This is a genomic window from Chryseobacterium indologenes (genome assembly GCA_016025055.1).
GTDB lineage: Bacteria > Bacteroidota > Bacteroidia > Flavobacteriales > Weeksellaceae > Chryseobacterium > Chryseobacterium indologenes.
Genome location: CP065590.1, coordinates 4,213,271 through 4,235,557, shown reverse-complemented (window position 1 = coordinate 4,235,557; position 22,287 = coordinate 4,213,271). Strand labels below are relative to the sequence as shown.

Annotated in this window: 17 protein-coding genes and 3 pseudogenes; 17 read left to right on the top strand and 3 right to left on the bottom strand. The window is 39.2% G+C overall.

Annotated elements, in window-relative coordinates; genetic code table 11:
• The first annotated feature begins 64 nt into the window (after positions 1-64).
• The 12 genes and pseudogenes from H3Z85_19545 (at position 65) to H3Z85_19490 (ending at position 14,741) form a co-directional block, all read left to right on the top strand.
• On the top strand, positions 65-1,303 hold the full coding sequence (locus H3Z85_19545) for a GTP-binding protein (GenBank protein ID QPQ51451.1): 1,239 nt from the start codon (positions 65-67) through the stop codon (positions 1,301-1,303).
• Positions 1,304-1,308: 5 nt separating this feature from the next.
• Positions 1,309-2,137 (top strand): annotated as a pseudogene (locus H3Z85_19540) (serine acetyltransferase).
• Between the two features lie 28 nt (positions 2,138-2,165).
• On the top strand, positions 2,166-3,077 hold the full coding sequence (gene cysK / locus H3Z85_19535; GenBank protein QPQ51450.1) for a cysteine synthase A: 912 nt from the start codon (positions 2,166-2,168) through the stop codon (positions 3,075-3,077).
• Positions 3,078-3,100: 23 nt separating this feature from the next.
• On the top strand, positions 3,101-3,946 hold the full coding sequence (cobA, locus tag H3Z85_19530; GenBank protein ID QPQ51449.1) for a uroporphyrinogen-III C-methyltransferase: 846 nt from the start codon (positions 3,101-3,103) through the stop codon (positions 3,944-3,946).
• Positions 3,936-5,647 (top strand): annotated as a pseudogene (locus H3Z85_19525) (flavodoxin domain-containing protein). Before cobA ends, H3Z85_19525 begins: the two are co-directional and overlap by 11 nt.
• A 39-nt stretch (positions 5,648-5,686) precedes the next feature.
• On the top strand, positions 5,687-7,366 hold the full coding sequence (locus H3Z85_19520; protein ID QPQ51448.1) for an NADPH-dependent assimilatory sulfite reductase hemoprotein subunit: 1,680 nt from the start codon (positions 5,687-5,689) through the stop codon (positions 7,364-7,366).
• A 369-nt stretch (positions 7,367-7,735) separates the two neighbouring features.
• On the top strand, positions 7,736-10,612 hold the full coding sequence (locus H3Z85_19515) for a TonB-dependent receptor (GenBank protein ID QPQ51447.1): 2,877 nt from the start codon (positions 7,736-7,738) through the stop codon (positions 10,610-10,612).
• A 7-nt stretch (positions 10,613-10,619) separates the two neighbouring features.
• Positions 10,620-12,128, top strand: coding sequence for a TSUP family transporter (locus tag H3Z85_19510; protein QPQ51446.1), 1,509 nt, complete (start codon positions 10,620-10,622; stop codon positions 12,126-12,128).
• A 190-nt stretch (positions 12,129-12,318) separates the two neighbouring features.
• Positions 12,319-13,119 carry a hypothetical protein gene (locus tag H3Z85_19505; protein ID QPQ53956.1) on the top strand — a complete coding sequence of 267 codons (801 nt, stop codon included), beginning with the start codon at positions 12,319-12,321 and terminating at the stop codon, positions 13,117-13,119.
• 58 nt (positions 13,120-13,177) lie between these two features.
• Positions 13,178-13,663: a hypothetical protein gene (locus H3Z85_19500; protein QPQ51445.1), complete on the top strand. Its 486-nt coding sequence runs from the start codon at positions 13,178-13,180 to the stop codon at positions 13,661-13,663.
• Positions 13,664-13,840: 177 nt separating this feature from the next.
• Positions 13,841-14,299: an NUDIX domain-containing protein gene (locus H3Z85_19495; protein QPQ51444.1), complete on the top strand. Its 459-nt coding sequence runs from the start codon at positions 13,841-13,843 to the stop codon at positions 14,297-14,299.
• 214 nt (positions 14,300-14,513) lie between these two features.
• Complete coding sequence (locus H3Z85_19490) at positions 14,514-14,741, top strand: hypothetical protein (protein QPQ51443.1); 228 nt, start codon at positions 14,514-14,516, stop codon at positions 14,739-14,741.
• Positions 14,742-14,833: 92 nt separating this feature from the next.
• Here the strand turns inward: H3Z85_19490 and H3Z85_19485 are convergent, their stop codons facing one another.
• Positions 14,834-15,328, bottom strand: a complete 495-nt coding sequence (locus H3Z85_19485) for a hypothetical protein (protein QPQ51442.1) — start codon at positions 15,326-15,328, stop codon at positions 14,834-14,836.
• Positions 15,329-15,485: 157 nt separating this feature from the next.
• Between H3Z85_19485 and H3Z85_19480 the strand changes: the two genes are divergently transcribed.
• Entirely contained in the window at positions 15,486-16,031 is a 546-nt protein-coding gene (locus tag H3Z85_19480) for a GNAT family N-acetyltransferase (protein ID QPQ51441.1), read from the top strand.
• Here H3Z85_19480 and H3Z85_19475 read toward each other — a convergent pair.
• Together H3Z85_19475 and H3Z85_19470 are read right to left on the bottom strand one after the other, a co-directional pair.
• A complete protein-coding gene (locus tag H3Z85_19475; protein ID QPQ51440.1) occupies positions 16,003-17,091 on the bottom strand; it encodes an alpha/beta hydrolase in 1,089 nt (362 codons plus the stop codon). The two genes, H3Z85_19480 and H3Z85_19475, sit on opposite strands and share 29 nt — an antisense overlap.
• Positions 17,092-17,266: 175 nt before the next feature.
• Entirely contained in the window at positions 17,267-17,659 is a 393-nt protein-coding gene (locus H3Z85_19470; protein ID QPQ51439.1) for a transcriptional repressor, read from the bottom strand.
• An 89-nt stretch (positions 17,660-17,748) separates the two neighbouring features.
• On the opposite strand from H3Z85_19470, the gene H3Z85_19465 reads away from it, so the two are divergent.
• From H3Z85_19465 to H3Z85_19450, 4 genes and pseudogenes are all read left to right on the top strand, one after another.
• Positions 17,749-18,087, top strand: a complete 339-nt coding sequence (locus H3Z85_19465) for a MerC domain-containing protein (GenBank protein ID QPQ51438.1) — start codon at positions 17,749-17,751, stop codon at positions 18,085-18,087.
• Between the two features lie 6 nt (positions 18,088-18,093).
• Positions 18,094-19,296, top strand: a complete 1,203-nt coding sequence (locus H3Z85_19460; protein ID QPQ51437.1) for a GTP-binding protein — start codon at positions 18,094-18,096, stop codon at positions 19,294-19,296.
• A gap of 83 nt (positions 19,297-19,379) precedes the next feature.
• Positions 19,380-20,772: pseudogene (locus tag H3Z85_19455) on the top strand (alkaline phosphatase).
• 175 nt (positions 20,773-20,947) lie between these two features.
• Complete coding sequence (locus H3Z85_19450; GenBank protein ID QPQ51436.1) at positions 20,948-22,270, top strand: phosphatidylserine decarboxylase family protein; 1,323 nt, start codon at positions 20,948-20,950, stop codon at positions 22,268-22,270.
• Positions 22,271-22,287: the final 17 nt, after the last annotated feature.

Below are 22,287 nucleotides of genomic sequence, written 5' to 3'. Positions count from 1 at the left end.
AGGGCTTTTCTCTTTCAACCATAAATTACCCATTACCAATTATATTACTTATAAACAAAATCGGATGGATATATTAAGATTTATAACAGCAGGAAGCGTAGATGACGGGAAAAGTACCCTTATCGGCAGACTGCTTTACGATAGCAAAAGTATTTTACAGGATCAGCTTGAAGTCCTTGAAAAACATTCTAAAAACAAAAATGAAGACGGGGTAGATCTCGCCCTTCTCACAGACGGATTGCGTGCAGAAAGAGAACAGGGAATCACGATTGATGTTGCCTACAGGTATTTTTCTACTCCCAAAAGAAAATTTATTATTGCCGATGCTCCGGGTCATGTTCAGTACACGCGTAACATGATCACCGGTGCATCCAACTCCGAATTGATGGTCATTCTTATTGATGCCCGGAAGGGAGTGATTGAGCAGACAAGAAGACATTCTATCATTGCTTCATTACTAAAACTGAAAAAAGTTGCCGTAGCCATCAATAAAATGGATATGGTAGATTATTCGGAAGATGTTTTTGAAGCTATAAAATCAGACTATTCCAAAATAGCAGATAATCTGGGATTACAGGAGGTAAGTTATTTCCCGATTTCGGCTCTGAAAGGAGATAATATCGTTTCCAAATCATCAAGAACCGAATGGTACGAAGGAAATTCTCTTCTGGAATACCTGGAACAGGTAACATTGAATGAAGAATCCAATACCGGAAATCGTTTCCAGGTACAGTATGTCATCAGACCTCAAACAGAAGAACTGCATGATTACAGAGGATATGCAGGCCAGATCGTAAGTGGAACATTCAAAACAGGAGACACCATTCAGATTCTTCCTGCAGGATCAACCACGGAAATCTCCAAAATAGAAATCAACGGAGTAGAAAAGGAGGAAGCATTGGAAGGACAACCCGCAGTAATCCATACCTTACATGATCTGGACATCAGCAGAGGAGATATTTTTGCCACTGAAGATCAGCTTCCGGCTGTTGAAAAAGACTTGGAAGTTTTGCTATGCTGGCTGGATCAGAAACCTTTGCAGCCGGGTAATAAATACCTGTTGCAACAAAACAGCAGACTGGTAAAAACGATCGTAAAAGAAGTAGATTATAAAATCAATGTCAATACCCTTAATCGTGAGCAGGTAGACAGCGATATTAAACTTAATGAAATTGTAAAAGTAACCCTTCGAACGGCACAGCCTTTGGTCTATGATAGTTTTATCAATAATAAAACAACAGGGTCTGCAATTTTGGTGGATGAAACTTCTAATTCAACTGTTGCAGCCTGTATAATTCAATAGAAACAATGGCTATTTCCAATCATTTAATTGAAAGAATTCATCACAGCAAACAAAATAATATTCATGGATTCTTTGACAAGATAAAAACCAAAAAATGGGTAAAAGATTTGTACGAAACACTTTTCCTTCCTCAAAAGATCATAGTGAAGATCAGTTGAAAAAGAATTTTGAAACACTTCACAATACCCTTTTGAACTGACTCATGTAGTAACGGGAAATCAAAAGCTGGCAGAGACTCATACCCAAAAGTTTTTCGCCTCTTTACCGGAACTTTATGATCTTCTGGTTCTGGATGCGCAATCTATTCTGGAATTTGATCCGGCTGCAGATTCGCTGGAAGAAGTATACCTTGCATATCCCGGCTTTTTTGCCACCTATGTATACCGTATTTCTCATCAGCTATGGAAGCAGGAAGTAAAAATATTACCAAGGGTTATTTCCGAGTATGCACACAGCAAAACCGGAATTGATATCCATCCCGGGGCAGAAATCGGAAAATCGTTTTTCATTGATCACGGAACCGGAATCGTCATCGGAGAGACAACCATTATCGGGAATCATGTGAAAATCTATCAGGGAGTTACTCTCGGTGCATTGAATGTTTCCAAAGAAAAAGCCCATCAGAAAAGGCATCCTACTATTGAAGACGATGTGATCATCTATTCAGGGGCCACAATTCTGGGAGGAAATACAACCATAGGCAGAGAAAGCATTATCGGAGGAAATGTCTGGATTACACAGAATGTACCCGCAAATTCTCTGGTGTATCATAAAAGTGAAATAAAAATAAAGGATAACACTTCATTACCGGAGTCATTAACCTTTGTGATTTAAAAAAAACAAAAAGTAAAAATATATTGATATGAAATTTCAGAACACACTTGAAGCGATAGGAAATACACCCGTCGTAAAAATCAATAAACTATTCAGTTCAGATCATGAAGTCTGGATTAAACTTGAAAAATCCAATCCCGGAGGAAGCATTAAAGACAGAATTGCCCTGGCAATGATTGAAGATGCCGAAGCAAAAGGATTATTAAATAAAGACAGCACCATTATAGAACCTACCAGCGGAAACACAGGAATAGGTCTGGCACTGGTGGCTGCTGTTAAAGGATACAAACTTATTCTGGTAATGCCGGAAAGCATGAGTATTGAACGTCGTAAAATTATGGAAGCCTACGGAGCCGAATTCGTACTGACTCCAAGAGAAAAAGGAATGAAAGGAGCCATCGAAAAAGCCAATGAACTGGCTGAAGAAACTCCCAATTCATGGATTCCAAGACAGTTTGATAACCCTGCAAACGTAAAGGTTCATACCGAAACCACAGCACAGGAAATTATCAATGATTTCCCGGACGGCCTTGATTACATCATCACAGGAGTAGGAACGGGAGGGCATATCACAGGTATCGCCACAGCAGTGAAGGAAAAATTCCCGAATGTTAAAGTATTTGCTGTAGAGCCTGAATTATCTCCTGTCCTAAGCGGAGGAAGTCCTGCACCACACCCTTTGCAAGGGCTGGGAGCCGGTTTTGTACCATCTATCCTTGATATCACTCTTTTAGACGGAGTGATCACGGTAGGCAAAGATGAAGCTTACGAATATGCTCTTAATGCGGCTAAAAAAGAAGGACTTTTTGTAGGCGTTTCTACAGGAGCTGCTCTGGCTGCCATTGCAAAACATTTACCCGAAATACCATCTAACGCTAAAATTCTTACCATCAACTATGATACCGGGGAAAGGTATCTGTCAGTAGAAGGACTCTTCTAAATCCTTAACTAACACCTACTTCAATGAAAACAAATATAAAATCACCAAAGGTTTACCTTATCGGTGCAGGACCCGGCAACCCTGAACTGATCACTGTAAAAGCCGTAAAAGCCATTGCCATAGCAGACGTTATTTTATGCGACCGCCTGGTAAGTCCTGAAATCCTGGAAACCTATGTCAGCCCGAATACTGAAGTTATTTATGTAGGTAAAGAATGTAGTAAAAATGCATCCACTCCTCAATCTCATATCAATACTTTGATGGTGGAGTATGCCCTTCAGAACAAAACCATTGTACGACTTAAAGGGGGAGATGTTTCCATATTTTCCAATATTCTGGATGAATTACAGGCTTTAAAAAGCAATCATATTCCTTACGAGATTATTCCCGGAATTACTGCCGCACTCGGAGCTGCTGCGTTTGCAGGTATGCCTTTGACGGCAAGAGGATATTCAACCTCGGTTCGCTTCCTGACCTATTATACATCCGAAATTGTAAGTGAGGAATACTGGAAAGAACTGGCTGCTACGAATGATACACTGGTATTTTATATGTCAAAGGGAACACTTAACGGTCTTGTTGAAAGACTGAAGACCCTTGGAATTTCTGCCGATAAAAAAATCGCGGTCATTGAACAGGCCACAACACCTTTCCAAAAGGTATACACCTCTTTATTTGAGGAGTTTAATGAAAAATTCGGAACCCAAAACTTTGCTTCCCCTTCATTAGTGGTCATAGGTAAAATTGTTAACCTTCATGAAGAATTTTCGTGGCTTGAAAATGCACAGCAGGAAGGTCTTTATTTCAAATCTGTAGAAAACGGAAGTCTAATCCCTAATCATCAAAATTTCTTTGAATATGCTGTCTGAAACTAAATTAAACGTCCTTAAACAAATATCCGGTGACTTTTCCAGAGATGAAGCCATATGGGCGAGCGGATACCTTGCCGGATTGGCCGGAGGAAGTCTTTCTGCTACCGTACTGCCACCACTTCAAACAGAAATTACTGCTTCAAATGCTGTAAAAAAAATAACACTGGCTTATGGTACAGAAACCGGAAACAGTAAAAAACTGGCGACAAGTTTAGCCACTATTATAAAAAAGAAAGGAGTTCAGGTAAAACTGTCAGACCTTTCACAATACAAACCTAAAGATCTGGCCAAAGAAGAATTCTTTTTGTGGTAATCAGTACACAGGGAGAGGGAGAACCGCCGGCATTAGCCAAAAAATTCTATGATTATATTCATGAAAATGAAATCAATCTTACCCATCTTAAATTTGGAATTTTAGCGTTGGGAGACAGCAGCTATCCTCAGTTTTGCAAAACAGGAGAAGAGGTTGACTACCGTTTTGAAATCCTGGGTGCCCAACGTATCATTCCATTAAAAAAATGTGACATCGACTATGAGCAGGAAGCCAGCCATTGGATCGAGCATGTATTTGAAACGGTCCATAAAACATCTGAAACTTCCTCCAAAAATATTTCCGCTCCAAAAGTTTCGGCAGGACGAAAAAAATACCACGGAAAAGTATCATCAATTATCAATCTCAACGATATTACTTCCGACAAAGAAACTTATCACATAGAAATAGAAACGGAAGAAGCACTCGCTTATCAACCTGGTGCAGCATTGGGGATTTTACCATATAATTCAAAGCAGACAGTTGAAGAAATCATTGCCCTGACCGGTATTGATTCTCAAAAACAAATAGAAACCCACAAAGTAACTGATTCTGTGGAACAGCTTCTACAAAGACATCTTAACATCAGTTATTTGCTGAAATCCGTAGTTGCCCAGTACGCTAAAATCACAGGACATACTATTCCTGAAGTACGTTTGGGCCTGCTGGATCTCCTGAGAATTTATCCGGTAAAAAATGCAGAAGAATTTGAAGAGGTCCTTCAGATCCTCACAGGACAGGCTCCGCGTTTGTATTCGATATCATCTTCACTGGAAGCTCATGGTGATACTGAAATTCATATTACCGTAGCCAAATCGGAGTTTTTTATTGATCACCAGAAATATAACGGGCTTTGCAGCGGTTTCCTTAGTGAATTCAGTGAAGGACAGGAGGTTGAATTTTATATCCAGGACGCAGGACATTTCAAACTGCCTGAGCATGATAAAGATATAATTATGATCGGGCCCGGAACAGGAATTGCTCCGTTCAGGTCTTTCCTTTGGGAGCGTGATGCGATAGGAGCTGAAGGAAGAAACTGGTTGTTTTTCGGAGACAGGAATTTTGTTTCAGATTTTCTTTATCAGGCTGAACTTCAGGATTTTCTTAAAACAGGAAGTCTTACGCATTTAGATCCTGCTTTTTCCAGAGATACCGCAGAGAAAGTCTATGTTCAGCATAAACTGCAACAAAAAGCCCGGGAAGTCTTTTACTGGCTCGAAGGAGGCGCATCTGTGTATGTATGCGGAGCCAAAGAACCTATGAGCCGGGATGTAGAAGAAACCTTGTTGAACATTATTCAGAACGAAGGAAAAAAAAACAAAGAGCAAGCCCTGCATTATCTTGAAGAAATGGAACTGAGCGGCAGATACGCCAAAGATGTGTATTAAAACTCCCTGAAGTAGTAGCAAAAATTAAAGGAAAAAATTATGAGCAACGATAATAAAGATAATCTTTCACCGGTAGAAAGAATTAAAACCGGAAGCAACGGACTGAGAGGAACTTTAAAGGAAAGTCTTTCGGATGACTTTACAGGAGCCATCAGAGAAGATGATCAGACGCTGATTAAATTTCACGGCATGTATCAGCAGGACGACAGAGACAGAAGGGAAGAACGTGTCGCCAAAAAACTGGAGTGGTTATATTCTTATATGATCCGTCTGAGACTGCCCGGAGGTTCTTTAACTTCTGAACAATGGGTAGGGCTCAACGAAACGGCAAAAGATCATTCTACAGGGACCATAAAAATAACAACCCGACAAACGATCCAGCTGCATGGTATTTTAAAATCTCATTTAAAGCCTACCATCCAAAGCTTTAACCTGCAACATCTTGATTCTATTGCCGCCTGTGGTGATGTGAACAGAAATGTAACCTGTACAGCCAATCCGTCAGAATCACCGCTGCAACATGAGGCCTATGAACTGGCAGGTAAAATAAGTGAAATGTGTCTTCCAAAAACCCAGTCGTATTATGATATCTGGATTGATGATGAGCTTATTGTAGACCGGAAAGCCGAAGAAGATCCGCTGTATCAGGACCGGTATCTTCCCAGAAAATTAAAAATAGGGATTGCCGTTCCTCCCAATAATGATGTGGATGTTTTCATCAATGATATTGCATTGATTGCTATTATTGAAAACGGAAAGATTGCAGGATATAATATTGCTGCCGGTGGCGGATTGGGTGCTACCCACGGAAATGAATCTACTTATGCCCGTCTTGCCTCAGTACTGGGATTTGTGGATACGGAAGAAAAAGTGTTAAAAGCAGTCTATGAAATTATTACCGTACAGAGAGATTTCGGAAACAGAAGCGATAGAAAACTATCCAGGTTAAAATATACCATAGATAAACTGGGAATTGACCAGTACAGAGCCGAAGTTGAGAAAAGAACCGGCTTCAGTTTTGAGCTGGCCAGAGATTTCAGGTTTGAACAGAGAAAAGACCGGTACGGCTGGATACAGAATCACGAAGGCAAATGGTTCTACACCTTATTTGTGGAGCATGGCAGAGTACTTGATACACCGGAATATCCTTTAAAATCAGGCTTATTAAAAATTGCTCAAACCGGAAAGGTCAACTTCAGATTTACCTGTAATCAGAATCTTATTCTGGCAGACATCCATGAAGAGGATAAAGCTGAAATCGAAAATCTTCTACAGGAATATGGCATTTCAGGGAATACGGATGGTGCCAGTGCACTTCGTAAAAATTCTGTAGCCTGCGTGGCTTTAAATACCTGTTCTTTAGCATTAGCCGAAGCCCAGCGTTATCTACCGTCTCTGGTTACTAAAATAGAACCTATCCTTGAAAAATATGGTCTTCTGGAAGAAGATATTACCATTCGTATGACCGGTTGTCCTAACGGTTGCGGAAGATCTCCCAATGCTGAAATAGGATTTGTGGGTACCGCTTACGGAAAGTACAATCTTCATATCGGTGGAGACCGCCTGGGCATGCGTCTGAATACAAAATTTAAAGAAAATATAGGGGAAGAAGAAATTCTTGCCACACTGGATGAACTTTTCGGGATTTACGTACACAAAAGACTTTCGGAAGAAACATTCGGTGATTTTTCTTACCGTTATTTGCAAACTTTAAACTGATTATATGGCTTATTTTCTTGATAATCTGAAAAAAAATATAAAAACTCAACTTCTTCTTTCAGGTGAACGAATGTGTATGTGTTGTTGCTTTTCAAAATAACAATATATACAAGGCTGTTTCAACTTTTTGAACCACGAGGAAAAGTTAATATTACATCCTGTCAATGCGAGCCAAAGGAGAAGCAATCTCAGGATTATATTAACGGTTTAAACCACCCCGTCAAAAATTCTTTGAATTTTCGCCACCCCTCCACAGGAGGGGAATCTTAAGCCCTTCCATTGTAATATGAAATCATATTGAAGATTTTCATCATTAAGGGTAAAAAAGTTCAGGCAGCCTCATTCTCAACCTTAAAAAATGAAGAAAAAATGAAAAACAAAAAACAGGGAAATTTTCTGCCCAAAGCGGGTATCGTCGCCATTAGTTTTCTCTCTTTCAACGCAGCAAAAGCACAGCAACAGCTTATTGAATTAAGCGGAAGTATAAAAAATACAGGAACCCACAAAGGTCTTGATTCTGTAAAAGTACAGATTGAAAATACGGAAGATATTGCTGTAACCGATCAGCTGGGTAATTTTAAAATACGGACCAGAGTTACCATTCCTTTCCGGTTGGTGATCAACAAAGAGGGGTTTTCAGGACAGACGGTTGAAGTTCTTTCTCCTTCCAATAAAATTACGGTTGGTTTAAACCCGCAGAACACCATTATTGATGCGGTGGTTATTTCAGCATCCAGAGTTCCTGAAAAAATACTAAAGTCTCCGATCGCCATTGAAAAGATTGACATCAAAACGATCAGAGAAAGTCCGGCAGCTTCTTTTTATGAAACCTTGGAAAATGTAAAAGGGCTGCAGCTGTTAACCTCCAGTCTGACGTTGAAAATTCCCAATTCCAGGGGATTCAATTCTCCCAATAATTTCCGGTTTATGCAGCTCGTAGATGGAGTAGATGTACAATCGGCTACATTGGGAGTTCCTCTGGGAAATGCCATTGGACCTACAGAACTCGACATTCAGTCTATGGAAGTTACTCCCGGTGCTGCTTCTGCATTGTATGGAATGAATGCCATCAACGGACTGGCCAGCCTTCAGACCAAAGATCCGTTTACTTCTCAGGGATTAAGCGTGTATTTCAGAGGCGGGGTGAACCACGTTGACAATGTCAATCACAAAATCAGTTCTTTAGGAGAAAGTGCCCTTAGATTTGCTAAAGTTTTCAATAAAAATTGGGCGGTTAAGGTAAATGCTTCTTACTTCACAGGTACAGACTGGATTTCCAACAACCAAACGGATCAGAATCCGGGTTCATTGGTCACTGCAAATCCAAACTTCGCACTGCTCAACAATCCGGCAGAAGATCTTTGGAACAAATATGGCGATGAAAGGAACAACAGAGTTGCTGTAAAAGTAGATTATAACGGAAAACCAACCACATTCAATGTATCCAGAACGGGATATCTTGAAAAAGATCTGGTAAGCCCTGAAGTTAAAAACATCAAGTTTGATGCAGGGCTGTATTACCGGTTTGGAGATCAGTGGAGAGCTTCTTATGTATATCGCTACGGTCTGCTGGACGGAACTTTTCAGAGAGGGAATAAAATCCGGTTACAGAATGCCGCCGTTCAGAATCATAAAGTGGAACTGACAGGGAAAGAACTTACTTTCAGAGCTTACGTATCCGTAGAAAACACAGGAGATTCCTATAATCTTAAACCTCTTGCTGACAACCTGGATCTTACCAATCTTTCCAATAACAACTGGAAAAGTATATTTCAGACTTCTTTACAAAATAGCATTAATGCAGGTGTAAATTTAAATGACGCTTTCATTCTTGCCCGCAGAGAAGCTGATAAAAATCGTGCAGCACCGGGAACAGCTGCATTTGAACAGTTAAAAAATACCATTATCGGAATCAATAACTGGGATTCTGCCAATGCAGGAATTGCAGGGGCTCCGGCAACAGGAGGTGCTAAGCTTGAGCAAAAATCAAGGTTTTACCAGGGAGAGCTTACGTATGATTTCAGCAGGTTTGTGAAAATATTTAACCTTCTGGCAGGGATCGATTATCGTTTGTACAGCATCACTCCGGACGGAAATAATTTTGTCGACTTCAACAGGCCGGTTAATGAAAGAAATATTCCTCTGGCCAACGGTACTTTCGGGAAAGATGTGATTTACCGGAAATATGGAGCTTTTGCGCAGATTACAAAAGTCTTTTTCGATGATAAATTAAAAATAAATGTTGCTTTAAGGATTGACAGGAATCCCGAGTTTGAAGCCAAATTGAATCCGAGAATAAGCATTGTTTATTCTCCGGTCAATCAGCATAATTTCAGGACTTCCTTCCAGAACGGCTATCGTTTTCCTTCCTTATTTGAGGCTCTTTCATTTGTGAATAACGGCAATGTAAGAAGAGTAGGAGGCTTATCCAAAGTCAATGAAGGATTGGGATATCTTGAAAATTCGTATACCCTTGCCTCTATCGACCGGTTTACTTCTGCTGTAAATACCGATGTTGACGGAGGAAAAAGCCAGTCTCAGGCTGCACAGGACAATAAACAGCTTTTGGTGGTAGCGAGTCTTCAAAAATTGCAACCTGAAAAAATCAACTCATTTGAAGTAGGATACAAATCCGTGTTCTTCAATAATAAACTGGTTCTGGATTGGGATTTTTATTACAATATCTACGAAGGATTTCTCGGGCAGGTGGAAGTGGCCGTTCCTAAAAACAGCGAAGTAGGAAGCAATGCAGCGGTTCTTGCTATGCTGGACAGAAGTAAACAGGATCGTTACAGGGTGTACACCAACAGCAACAATACTTATAAAAGCTATGGAACTTCACTGGGAATCCGTTATAATGTAACGGGAAATTATAATATCAACACCAACGTTTCCTATAATGATCTCGCATCCAATACCAATTCTGATCTTTTTATTACCGCTTTCAACACTCCTAAATGGATGGTTAATATCAGCATAGGAAACAGGGAAATTGTCAAAAACATCGGGTTTACGCTTGTTGCAAGATGGCAGAGCCGTTTTATGTGGGAAAGTCCCTTAGCTTCAGGTGAAATTCCAGCTTACTATACCATCGATGCTCAGGCTACCTGGAAGATTCCACAGATCAATGCAAATGTAAAAATTGGCGCCACCAATTTACTGAACCGCCGGTATTTTCAATATGCAGCCGGCCCTGAGATCGGAGGTCTGTATTATGTCGCTTTTACGTATGACTTAAAACTGTAATCAAGATATGAGTAATTCGTTATACCCCATATTCTTAAAACTTGAAACGTTGTCACTGCTCATTATTGGCGGTGGCAAGATTTCTCTTGAAAAATTAGAATCAGTGCTTGGTAATTCACCGGGAACACCTATAAAATTGGTCGCTAAAGAAATCATTCCAGAGGTCAGAAGTTTACAAAATCAGTATCCTCATATTATTTTACATGAAAGACCTTACGAAGACCACGATTTTAATGATACAGACCTTGCCATTATAGCCGTCAATGATCTTGTATTGGCCGGACAAATCCGCGATCAGGCCCATCAGAAGAATGTTCTGGTTAATATTGCAGACAAACCTGAACTTTGCGATTTTTATCTGGGTTCCATTGTCAAAAAAGGAAGCCTGAAAATCGCTATTTCAACCAACGGAAAGTCTCCCACAATCGCTAAGCGTTTAAGAGAAACCTTTACAGAAATTATTCCTGATGAAATGGATCATGTGCTGGATAATATGCAGAACATCCGCCGTCAGCTGCAAGGAGATTTCAATGATAAAGTAAAAGAACTCAATAAAATCACCACCGAATATCTTTCTGAAGGGAAAAAGAATGATATGGAGATCGAAAAACTGATCAGCATTACCAAAATCGCTCAGCGAAGAGCCAATATCTATCTGGCGATTATCGGAATTCTGCTTTTATTCGCGATATTGGGGCTTGTGGTGTATCAGTTTGATCTTTCCGGTGATATTCAGACTTTTTTAAACAAAGATGGTCATATTTTTTACTGGATGTTATTTGCCGGTTTTATGGCAGAAATTGTAGCAGGATCTATGGGCATGGGCTATGGTGTTATCTGTACGACGATCCTTTTACTGTTGAATGTTCCGCCACCTGTCGTCAGTGCCAGCATCCATTCGGCAGAATCATTTACAACTGCTGCAGGAAGTTTCAGTCATTATAAACTGGGAAATGTTAATAAAAAAATGGTTTTGGTATTATTCCCGTTAGCAATTGTGGGATCTGTTATCGGAGCATTGACTCTTTCTCATTATGGAGAATACTACGCTCATATTGTAAAACCCATTATTGCCTGTTATACTTTATATTTGGGAGTGAACATTTTGAGAAATGCTTTTAAAATAAAGAAATCAGTTCAGGGAAAACCAAGGCGCAGAACCAATTTAAGGATATTGGGATTGGTAGGAGGCTTTATAGACTCTTTTGCCGGCGGCGGCTGGGGACCATTGGTTACCGGAACTCTGATCAAAGAAGGCAGAATTCCCCGTTATGTAGTTGGAAGTTCTACGGTGGCTAAATTTTTACTCACCATAACTAGTGCCATCACCTTTATTTTTACAATTGGCATTCATCATTGGAATATCGTTTTAGGTTTATTACTGGGAGGTGTTTTTACAGCGCCATTCTCTGCCATGCTGACTTCAAAGCTTCCTACTAAAAAGATGTTTGTCGTCGTAGGAATAGTGGTTATTGCCATGAGTCTGGTCACGATTATTAAATCTTTATTTCATTAAAAAGCTCTCTGCTCCGAGGGCTTTTCCTTTTGAAACAGAATAGATCCTTCCTTCGCGGGCCTTAGTATGTAGCTGATTTCCCGGCTGTGGTTTAAATGAATAAAATAGCTGAAATTGACTATTGAAATTCCCCTTTCTATTCAATAGCTTTGTAAAAAATCATTTTAATAATACCAGGAAGTAGAACATGATGAAAAAGAAATTACTTTTAACCTTGTTGTCATTCTCAGGATACATTTTATCTGCCCAGGAAGCGGACAATTCTTTACAGGGATATTACAAGGCATCTACCGATAAAACACTATACGATCATTTCAATTTTGACGGAAATGGAAAAGTTTCAATAGCAGGAATGGATTATGGAGATTATTTTACAAGAAATGACAGCCTGATCGTCTATCCTGATAAAAGTATATTCATTTTCAAAATCAAAAAAGGAAAAATAGCCGGAATTTCAGACTGGGTAGAGAAAGGGATGTGGATTCGTAAAAAAGACAGCTCCGAAATCAATAACAGACATAATCCGGCGGCCGCTAAAAAGAAAGCACAGCTCTTAGCCGAATATTATGACAGGACAAAGAACTCCAATGGTTCTGATCTAGATTTTGAAGCATTATTATCCGGAAAAACCTCAGGCATCAATGAAGAACTTTGCAATAAAGGCCTTGCAAAAGCATGTATGAATCTTTTCGGATTAAAAATGATGCAATATACCCCGGGGCTGCTAACGGACGCAACAAAAATTCCTTCAAAAAAGATAAAGCCTCATCCGGAGCTCATTGCCCTCTCAAAGAAAATTATTGATCTTGGTGAGCCTGAAGGATATACGGTCCTGGGAAGTTATTATTTTACTTTAGGCTTAAGAGAAAGGGCTTTTAAAACATGGGAAGAAGGGGAAAAGAAGGGAAGCTTAAAATCAGGATCCACCAAAGCTTTGATAGAATTCCAGGAAGGTCTGGAAAAAGAAGTGGAAAAGGAAAAAAGACATTGAGTGGGGATGCAAAGTTCTTTCACAATAATTCCTTTGGTCAATATTCAATTTTTATAATATGCATTTTAAGAAAATATATTTTTCATTGCTGGGTTTTTCAGCAGTTATAAGTTGTAAACCTGAAAAAAAATCTGTTGCGGAAACAAAACCTCAGGATACAATTCGTGTTGTTCCAGGTATAAAAAAGGTTTCAGACAGTCTTACAAAAGAGAAAAGAGTTGAGCCCATCGATACAACAGCGGTATTGCATGCCTTTAAGAATGCCACCAAAACAAAACAATTTGGTGAAGACGTATATTACGATATAAAGGACGAGCTTTCAGGATCTATTTTTGATTCGGAACGCCCTATTCTTATAGGAGATCTTAACGGAGATCAACTCGATGATGCTATTATGCCTTTTACCATTGAAGGACGTGACGGGGGAAATAACTGGGACGCCCATTATGCTATTTTTATTAATAAGGGCGGGAAGCTCAGCTATCAGTATTCTTTCAACAGAGGAGCTGATCTTGCTGAAACACAGACTTTTTTAAAAGCATAGAAAACGGAGTGGTAAAAGGAGTTGTTGAACCGGGATTTCATTATCCTGATGGGGAAAGTACTCCGGTCAGTTTTATCTACAAAAATAACAGACTTTCAGAAGTTCCTGCAACTTCAAAAGCAAAATAAAGAACTCCGGAAATCTTATTGATAATCGCAAAATTCAACCGCTATGCCTATGAAAACCAGTGCAGGTATTGTATTGTTTAAAAGAGAAAATAACGAATTCCATTATTTTCTTGTACATCCGGGAGGTCCGTTCTGGAAAAATAAAGACCTTGGCGCATGGTCTATTCCAAAAGGAGAAATACTACCTGATGAAGATCCATTATCAAGAGCTTTAATAGAGTTTGAAGAGGAAACAGGAACAACAATAACGGGAGAATTTATTGAACTTACTCCTATCAAACAAAAAGGAGGAAAGATAGTGTATGCATGGGCTGTAGAAGGAAATATTGACCCATCTATATTGTACAGCAACACCTTTCCATTGGAATGGCCTCCAAAATCCGGCAAAACCATTGATGTCCCGGAAGTTGACCAATGGGAATGGTTTACCGCGGAAGAAGCTTTGAAAAAGATCAATTCAGCGCAGGCTGCATTCATAACCGAAACAGAATCGTTATTCAATAATTGAAATTATAACTTATTAAGTTTGTTTAACTTTTATTAATACACAAAGGAGGTATGATATTTAAATCGTTTGTGAAATAATAAATTATATAACTGTATTTAAGTTGATTTTTAAATAATATGTAAGATATGTTGTTATTTATATAATATAATATTTTTATATTTGATATATTAGTTGTTATCAAATCGATATGTATTTAATTTAAAATTGACCAGCCATGAAAAAATTAAACAGAAAAAACTTGAAAAAAATCGCAGGAGAACTTGGAATAGAAATAAATCTTCCTCTTCCCGTCGGAGTTTGCTTGGGAAATCTTATTTCTCTTTGCCCTCCTCATTCCCATTGCCGTGCGGATGAAAGATGCTATCCTGATGTTGCAGGCCCTTGTATCAACGGGATGTGTCCGGCAGGCTATTCCTGTCACAACGGCGAATGTGTCAGATAAAAACATAAAAACAAACCTCTTTATCAACTCATAAAGAGGTTTGTTTTTTTATAAAATACCGGACTTTAACATCTTACTTTTGGGGAAGGAACTTATTTGATCTTAATCCCGATTGTTTTTAAGGCGTGAACAGTCAGGAATATATCATCAAAAACAATCAATGATTCCACATCATTGAATCCTGACGGAAGCAGGTCGTTTTTATTAAAAGACAATTCGATGGAAGTGTCATAATCAGCCACGATTCTCACTTTGGAATACCCGTTGTAATCTACTCTGAAACCTTCAAACATACAATAAGATTCTGCGCTCTGGTATTGAGCATACTCCTCAAATCCTGCAATATCCGTTCTGTTTCCGTCATTATGCTCAAGAGATTTCCATGCAGCATAGTTTTTAGGCTCCTTCAGAACATTTCCCTGAGGGTCTACGGGAACAAACATTCCCAACGTAAGCGGCGTTTTTAAAAAGTTCGCATAATTATTCATCAAATGTAAAATTTGAAGATCGGCATATCCTTCATTTGAATAATATTCAATGACGAAGGTGGTCATCGGGATCAGCTTATGAGAAGCGTCAGTAGGCATAATGGAATCTATTCTTAATCAGCCGATAAAAATAGTATTTTTATTTACTTTTCCCAACGGTATAGGGTGAATAGGGCCGTATTTATACCGATTCTGAATAACGATCGCCAACGCTCGTCCGTTTATTTTCCGTATTTTTGAGGATAAGAAAGGAATAATGATCGCAAACACTTCTTTACAGGATACAGATGAGGTTTTTGAAGTTTATACCATAGCTTCAGATTTTAAGAAAAAAATCTCCGGCGTACAATGGCCTGTATTTGATCGAAACATGATCGAAACAGAAATCAAAGAAAAACGTCACTGGAAAATTATGGTTGATGGTGCTATCGCCTGTGTCTGGAGTATTACTTTCGATGATCATCAGGTTTGGGAAGACCGAAACGCTGACCCTTCCATTTATATTCACAGGATTGCAGCCAATCCCAACTTCAGAGGACAGAAATTCGTTGAACAGATCGTAGATTGGGCAAAAAACTATGCTGCAGACAACAATAAACTCTATGTGAGGATGGATACCACGGCTGGAAATCAACGACTTAATGATTATTACATACAATGCGGATTTTCACATCTTGGCCCCAAAAAAATAACTGATGCCGAAGGACGTCCGGCGCATTATCAAAATGCCATAATGGAGCTTTTCCAGCTGGAAGTTGAGGAAGAAGCCCCCGTTATTTACAAACAGGTTCCACGTCAGTAATTAAAGTAACCAATAACTTTCCGGGCTCCTCTATGGGAATCAAATGAGCAGAATTTTCAAACCATATCCCTTTTTTAAACGGAGCCTTTACATTTTTCAACCATTCAGCAGTAGGCTCTGAAGGGGTCGTATAATCATGTCTTCCCAAAAACATAAAAACCGGAATAGGAAATGTCTTTATATTTTTAAAATCAGTATCCAGAAATTCGGGAAGTACTTTGGCCAGAGTATATAAGCTGCCTTTGCCAATAGCTTCTGCATCATTATAGGAATACTCAGGGGATAGTAAAGGTGCCTGGAAGAAAAATCTGGAATTATTCCTGTAGGCTGTCAGTCCTCCGTAATATTGAGGCCATTTTCTGGCAATAATAATACGAGATCTTGTAATCGCGGTGTTTCCAGGATAAGGTGATATCGAAGCAAGTTCTTTTAAGGCTGCATCATTTTTTAATCTGGTGGCTTCTCTTACAGCAAAATCAACACTTAAGCGTTCATTATCTTTTGTATTAATGATCTGTCCGATTCCTACATAGGCAAAAAATAAGTCCGGTCTTTTTAAAGCTGCTTTCATGGAAATAATTGTTCCCCAGCTGTGCCCTACAAGAATCACCTTTTTCTTTTTATATTTTTCTTTAATTAATTCAGCTACGTGGATCGCGTCATCTACATATTGATTGATATTGATTGTGTTTTTCAGCTTCAAAGTATCATTGGCATTATATGTTTTTCCTGAAGCTCTCTGATCATAATTGACTACGGTAAAATATTCCTCAACAGGTCGCTGAAACATCCACATTACAGGAGAGATGGGAGAGGCAGGACCGCCATGTACAAATAGAATAACAGGATTTTCTTTGTTCTGCCCGCGGACATATACCCATTGTTTTAAACCGCCAATATCCGCTTTATATCTTTCCTGAATGCCATTGGGATTGACAATAGAATCAAGATCTTTAATAATTTCTCTTGCTGATCCGTACTCATCACCAGGTTTGTTATTCTGGCCAGCGAGTGTGAGCGACAACAACAGTACAATGATTGATATAATCTTATTTTCCATCTTTTTTATCTGTATGTAGTAACCAAATTAAAAATATAATTTGAATACCTATATAAAAAACACTTTTACATGATATTCTATTACATGACAAGTCTTCTTGCAAACAGATTTTCCAGAAGTTGTACTCTGGTTACATCTTCTGAGTATAAAAACGGTTAATCTGATGAAAGAGCCATCATTCTTTTTCTCCGCATTTCGGACAAATTCCGCTGATGATAAAATTATATTCCTGGGGAATAAAACGTTCCGGCAAACTGATTTCCGGAATCGCATTTTCAATACACGTTACGGAATGGCATTCTTTGCAATTAAAATGAACATGGTTATGAAAATGCTCTTCATGGGTACATTTTCCACTGCATTTGGCAAAATTCACTACTCCGTCAATATTGACAATTTTGTGAATTTCACCCTCATTTTCAAGTCTTTCAAGCACCCTGTAAATGGTAACTCTATTGCATAGGTCTCCTAATTTCTTTTGAATATCCGCATGGGTAAGCGCTACATCAGACCCGTTGATAAGGTTCAGAATTTCAGTTTTGGCGTGCGTATTTCTTACTTGTTTCATTTTTTAATGCAACAAAGTTGCGTTATTTGAAAATTAATCTCTACTTTTGCAACAAAGTTACGATAACAAATCTAAATTCCCTATACTTTATGAAATCGAAAATTCTGGACGCAGTAGGAATATCCGCCGCTGTATTATGTCTGATTCACTGCATTATCTTTCCGCTTTTACTGATTATTCCTTTAGGGATATCCCATAATCCTTATATTGATCTGGCTTTTCTTATCATCGGAGCTGCCGTAGTGTATAGAGTCACGAAACACATGACCAACATATGGTTAAAATTTATATTTTGCCTCTCTATTCTGCTCATTTCCATTTCGGTATTTGTAGACCTCCTATTTGAAATTCATATTCCTTTAATCTATGTAGGAGCTGCCGGACTCATTATCGCGCACATTATCAATTTTAAGAATCATAAACACTAAGCTATCATGAGTAAAAAACTTCCTGTAACGGTACTAAGCGGCTTTCTGGGAGCCGGAAAAACCACACTCTTAAATCATATTCTGCATAATAAAGACGGCTTAAAAGTAGCAGTTATTGTCAATGATATGAGTGAAATCAATATCGATGCACGTTTAGTGGAAAATCAGAATACTCTTTCCCGGACAGAAGAAAAACTGGTAGAAATGAGCAATGGCTGCATCTGCTGTACGTTGAGAGAAGACCTTATGGTGGAAGTAGAGCGCCTTGCTAAAGAAGAACGATTTGATTATCTGCTTATTGAAAGTACAGGGATCAGCGAACCCGTTCCCGTAGCACAAACTTTTACTTATGTAGATGAAGAAAGCGGAATTGATCTTTCCCGTTTCAGCTATGTGGATACAATGGTAACAGTGGTTGATTGTTTCAATTTCATCAAAGATTTCGGCTCTGCAGAACTTCTTGCTGACCGCGATCTTACCGATATGGAAGGCGATTACAGAACTATTGTTAATCTTCTGACCGATCAGATAGAATTTGCCAATGTTATTATTTTAAACAAAACCGACCTGGTAGATCCTGAAACATTGGGATTCTTAAAGGCTGCTCTTCAAAAATTGAACCCTGAGGCTAAAATCCTGCAGTCAGAATTCAGCCAGATTGATTGGCAGGAGATTATCAACACCCGGCTTTTTGATTTTGATAAGGCACAGGCCTCTGCAGGATGGCAAAAAGAACTACAAAACGGGCATCATACCCCTGAGACCGAAGAATATGGAATAAGCTCACTGGTATTCAGAAATAAAAGACCATTCCATCCGATGCGGCTTTGGGAATATCTCAATGAGAGCTATCCGCAGGGAACTCTCAGGGCAAAAGGGCTGTTCTGGCTGGCTTCAAGACCTGATGATGCGTTGAATTTCTCCCAGGCAGGCGGTTCTTTCCGTCTGGAAAAAGCCGGAGTGTGGTGGGGAAGTATGCCTATGAGCCATAGGGTACAATATGCATCCTTTATAGAAAACCAGGATTTTATTGAAAGCAGGTGGGACAAAGATTGGGGCGACCGCATCAATGAACTGGTCTTTATAGGACAGAACCTGAATAAAGATGAAATCTTGAATGATCTTCAAAACTGTCTTATCAGTGATACAGAAAAAGAATATCTGGAACATGGGGAATCTTTTTATGATCCTTTTCCAAAGAATATTTAAAGAGGAAATTTAATTATTTATTAATGCAACAAAGTTTCAATAAATAGCAAGATATACTACCTTGCCATTATATTTTTAAAGAAATGGATAGAAGAAAATTTCTGAAAGGTTCCGCATTACTTTCCGGAGCCCTTACTTTATCACCTTTTGAGCTTTTCCGGTCGAAGAACATTATTGCTAATAAAACCCTGCGAAGAGCGAAAAACATCATATTCATGGTCAGTGACGGAATGAGTCTGGGTACATTATCGATGGCCAATCTGTATTCAAAAAATATATTGGGCAGAGAAACAAACTGGATTAGTTTGTATAATGAAAAGAAAGTTTCGCGTGCGCTCATGGATACGGCATCGGCAAGTTCTGTTGTCACAGATTCTGCTGCGGCAAGTTCTGCATTTGGAGGAGGGATACGCGTAAAAAACGGGGTCCTGAACATCGGGGTTAATGGCGAAAAACATGTGCCCATATGGCAGAAATTTAAAAAAGCAGGCAAAAAAACAGGTTGTGTGACCACAGTGACCATCACTCATGCTACACCGGCAGGATTTTGTGTGAATTCGGCTCAGAGAAATGCAGAACCACAAATCGCCGAAATGTATGCCGATCTCGAAATTGATGTTTTAATGGGTGGCGGAGATGAATTTTTTAATCCGGGAAAAGAGAAGACAAAAAGATCTCTATGCAGTTTACCGGAACAAGGGCTATCAGATTCTTAAGAACCGGAACGATTTAAAAAATATAAAACAAGGTGGTAAAACACTGGGTATTTTCAGTACTGGAGCTTTACCTTACAGTATAGACAGAACGCATCTGACTGAGTTTAAAAACACTCCAATATTAGCTGAAATGGCCAAATCAGCTATTGACCAGATGAAAGATCATCCGAATGGTTTTGTACTCCAGATAGAGGGCGGAAAAGTAGACTGGTCGGCACATGCCAATGATGTTGCTGCCCTTATCCACGACCAGATCGCTTTTGATGAAGCGGTAAAAGCAGCTGTTGATTTCGCTGAAAAAGACGGAAATACATTGGTGATCATCACAACAGATCATGGAAATGCCAATCCCGGAACCATCTACGGAAGTAATGCTACGAAAAACTTCAACAGTATTTCAGATTATAAATATACCAATGAATATATACTAAATAAAATTCATAAAGACTATTCACCGAAAGATATCAAAGACTGGATCTATGAAGGAAATCAAATCGTACTGACCGATGATGAAGCCAGGCAGCTTCTGGGTTTCTATAACGGGTTGGAGAAGGAAGAAGGGCTTTACAATTATAAAAAGCTTCCTTTCAAACTGTATTCTGAAATTCAGAAAAAACATAACTCCGTAGGGTGGATCAGTATGGATCATTCCGGAGACTATGTGGAAGTAGCGGCATTCGGACCGGGAAGTGAACTGTTGCAACCCTTTATAAAGAATACAGATCTGCATAACTTAATGTTGAATGCATCACAAATATAAAAACATTCATATTTTTTCATATCATATTATTTTTTGGTAACAAGGCGGGTTTCTTCCGTCTTGTTTTTTGTTTAAGTAGTTTTACGTATCTTACTTTAAGTAGAAATACTATTGCAGGTATAGAAGAACAGAGGTAACTTTAAAGTATAAAAATAACCTCTAAAAGACTCATACCATGAATCATGTAAAGTACAGGGTAGGGAAATGGCTTCCCTCCGACAGAAGTTTTCTCAATAACTGGATCGAGAAAAAAGTACATCAGGTAAAGCAGACCAGACTTCCTCTCAGCTCTGCAGTCAATGCACTAAGGGAGGCTATTTATAATGATCCTACTTTATACATGAGCTTTACAAGCATGTATGATGAAATTCCGCAAGGCTACAATGAGCCCGTTAAAAACTTTGAAACTATGTTGCTTATCATCAATCAGGTCTTAAACGAAGCTCCCTGTTACAGTACTATAGAAGACAGTATAGGATTGGTTGGCTTTCCTATCAATGCAATTCTGGACTGGGCGATGGGTACTCAGGCAGGATACCTCACTTTCCTTCATCCTGTAGTGAATGAAAAACTAAGCGTTATCCTGGCAGAATGGAAAACCTTTCTGGAATCTCCGGCCTCACAATATGTTTTGGTTAATGGGCCTGTCACCCAGCCACAGCCGGATTATACGAACCCGATCGGATGGTTTTCACAGCCGGCTCTTGAAGCTATTGCAGCCATGGATCCCTTGAGAGGAAAGGGGAATAATCCGCAGGATGCGTTACAAAATTTTATTTACAATTACCAATGCCAGCCGGATCAGCCGCATTTCGGATATAAAAGCTGGGACGATTTTTTTACCAGACAGTTCAATCCTGGAGTACGGGAGGTAAGCCCCGAAGATCAGGACCCGTCAGTAATTGTTAATGCTTGCGAATCTGCCCCTTATAATGTGGTTACCAATGCTAAAATGAAAGATAAATTCTGGATGAAAGGCCAGCCTTATTCTTTGATTGATATTATGAATAATCATGAGCTGGCACAGCAGTTTGGAGATAACAGCACAGTTTATCAGGCGTTTTTATGCGCCAAAACCTATCACAGGTGGAATAGTCCTGTAGACGGAAAAATAGTAGCCATTCAGAATGTTCCGGGAACTTACTATGCAGAAGCCCCTGTTGAAGGCTATGACCCATCAGGACCGAATGATTCTCAGGGATATATTACAGAATTGGCAGCCCGCGCATTGATTTTTATTCAATCCGATAATGAAAAAATAGGATTAATGTGTTTTGTAGCGGTTGGAATGGCGGAAGTGTCGAGTTGTGAAATTATGGTTACAGAAGGTCAACAAGTAAAAAAAGGAGATCCTATCGGTACCTTCCATTTTGGAGGCTCCACTCATTGCCTGATTTTCAGACCGGATGTCAATATTGATTTTGATTTTCATGGGCAGACGCCATGCTTAAATACTTACAATATCCCTTTAAAAGCGAGAATCGGTGTAGTTTCATAATAATCCGGAAACTATCA

What these genes read in the sequence shown, in the direction of transcription:
- H3Z85_19505 (QPQ53956.1), top strand. Translation starts at nt 12,319, where the DNA reads ATGAAAAAGAAATTACTTTTAACCTTGTTGTCATTCTCAGGATACATT.
- H3Z85_19490 (QPQ51443.1), top strand. Translation starts at nt 14,514, where the DNA reads ATGAAAAAATTAAACAGAAAAAACTTGAAAAAAATCGCAGGAGAACTT.
- H3Z85_19460 (QPQ51437.1), top strand. Translation starts at nt 18,094, where the DNA reads ATGAGTAAAAAACTTCCTGTAACGGTACTAAGCGGCTTTCTGGGAGCC.
- H3Z85_19500 (QPQ51445.1), top strand. Translation starts at nt 13,178, where the DNA reads ATGCATTTTAAGAAAATATATTTTTCATTGCTGGGTTTTTCAGCAGTT.
- H3Z85_19450 (QPQ51436.1), top strand. Translation starts at nt 20,948, where the DNA reads ATGAATCATGTAAAGTACAGGGTAGGGAAATGGCTTCCCTCCGACAGA.
- H3Z85_19515 (QPQ51447.1), top strand. Translation starts at nt 7,736, where the DNA reads ATGAAAAACAAAAAACAGGGAAATTTTCTGCCCAAAGCGGGTATCGTC.
- H3Z85_19545 (QPQ51451.1), top strand. Translation starts at nt 65, where the DNA reads ATGGATATATTAAGATTTATAACAGCAGGAAGCGTAGATGACGGGAAA.
- H3Z85_19495 (QPQ51444.1), top strand. Translation starts at nt 13,841, where the DNA reads ATGAAAACCAGTGCAGGTATTGTATTGTTTAAAAGAGAAAATAACGAA.
- H3Z85_19465 (QPQ51438.1), top strand. Translation starts at nt 17,749, where the DNA reads ATGAAATCGAAAATTCTGGACGCAGTAGGAATATCCGCCGCTGTATTA.
- H3Z85_19485 (QPQ51442.1), bottom strand. Translation starts at nt 15,328, where the DNA reads ATGCCTACTGACGCTTCTCATAAGCTGATCCCGATGACCACCTTCGTC.
- H3Z85_19520 (QPQ51448.1), top strand. Translation starts at nt 5,687, where the DNA reads ATGAGCAACGATAATAAAGATAATCTTTCACCGGTAGAAAGAATTAAA.
- H3Z85_19510 (QPQ51446.1), top strand. Translation starts at nt 10,620, where the DNA reads ATGAGTAATTCGTTATACCCCATATTCTTAAAACTTGAAACGTTGTCA.
- H3Z85_19480 (QPQ51441.1), top strand. Translation starts at nt 15,486, where the DNA reads ATGATCGCAAACACTTCTTTACAGGATACAGATGAGGTTTTTGAAGTT.
- H3Z85_19475 (QPQ51440.1), bottom strand. Translation starts at nt 17,091, where the DNA reads ATGGAAAATAAGATTATATCAATCATTGTACTGTTGTTGTCGCTCACA.
- cobA (QPQ51449.1), top strand. Translation starts at nt 3,101, where the DNA reads ATGAAAACAAATATAAAATCACCAAAGGTTTACCTTATCGGTGCAGGA.
- H3Z85_19470 (QPQ51439.1), bottom strand. Translation starts at nt 17,659, where the DNA reads ATGAAACAAGTAAGAAATACGCACGCCAAAACTGAAATTCTGAACCTT.
- cysK (QPQ51450.1), top strand. Translation starts at nt 2,166, where the DNA reads ATGAAATTTCAGAACACACTTGAAGCGATAGGAAATACACCCGTCGTA.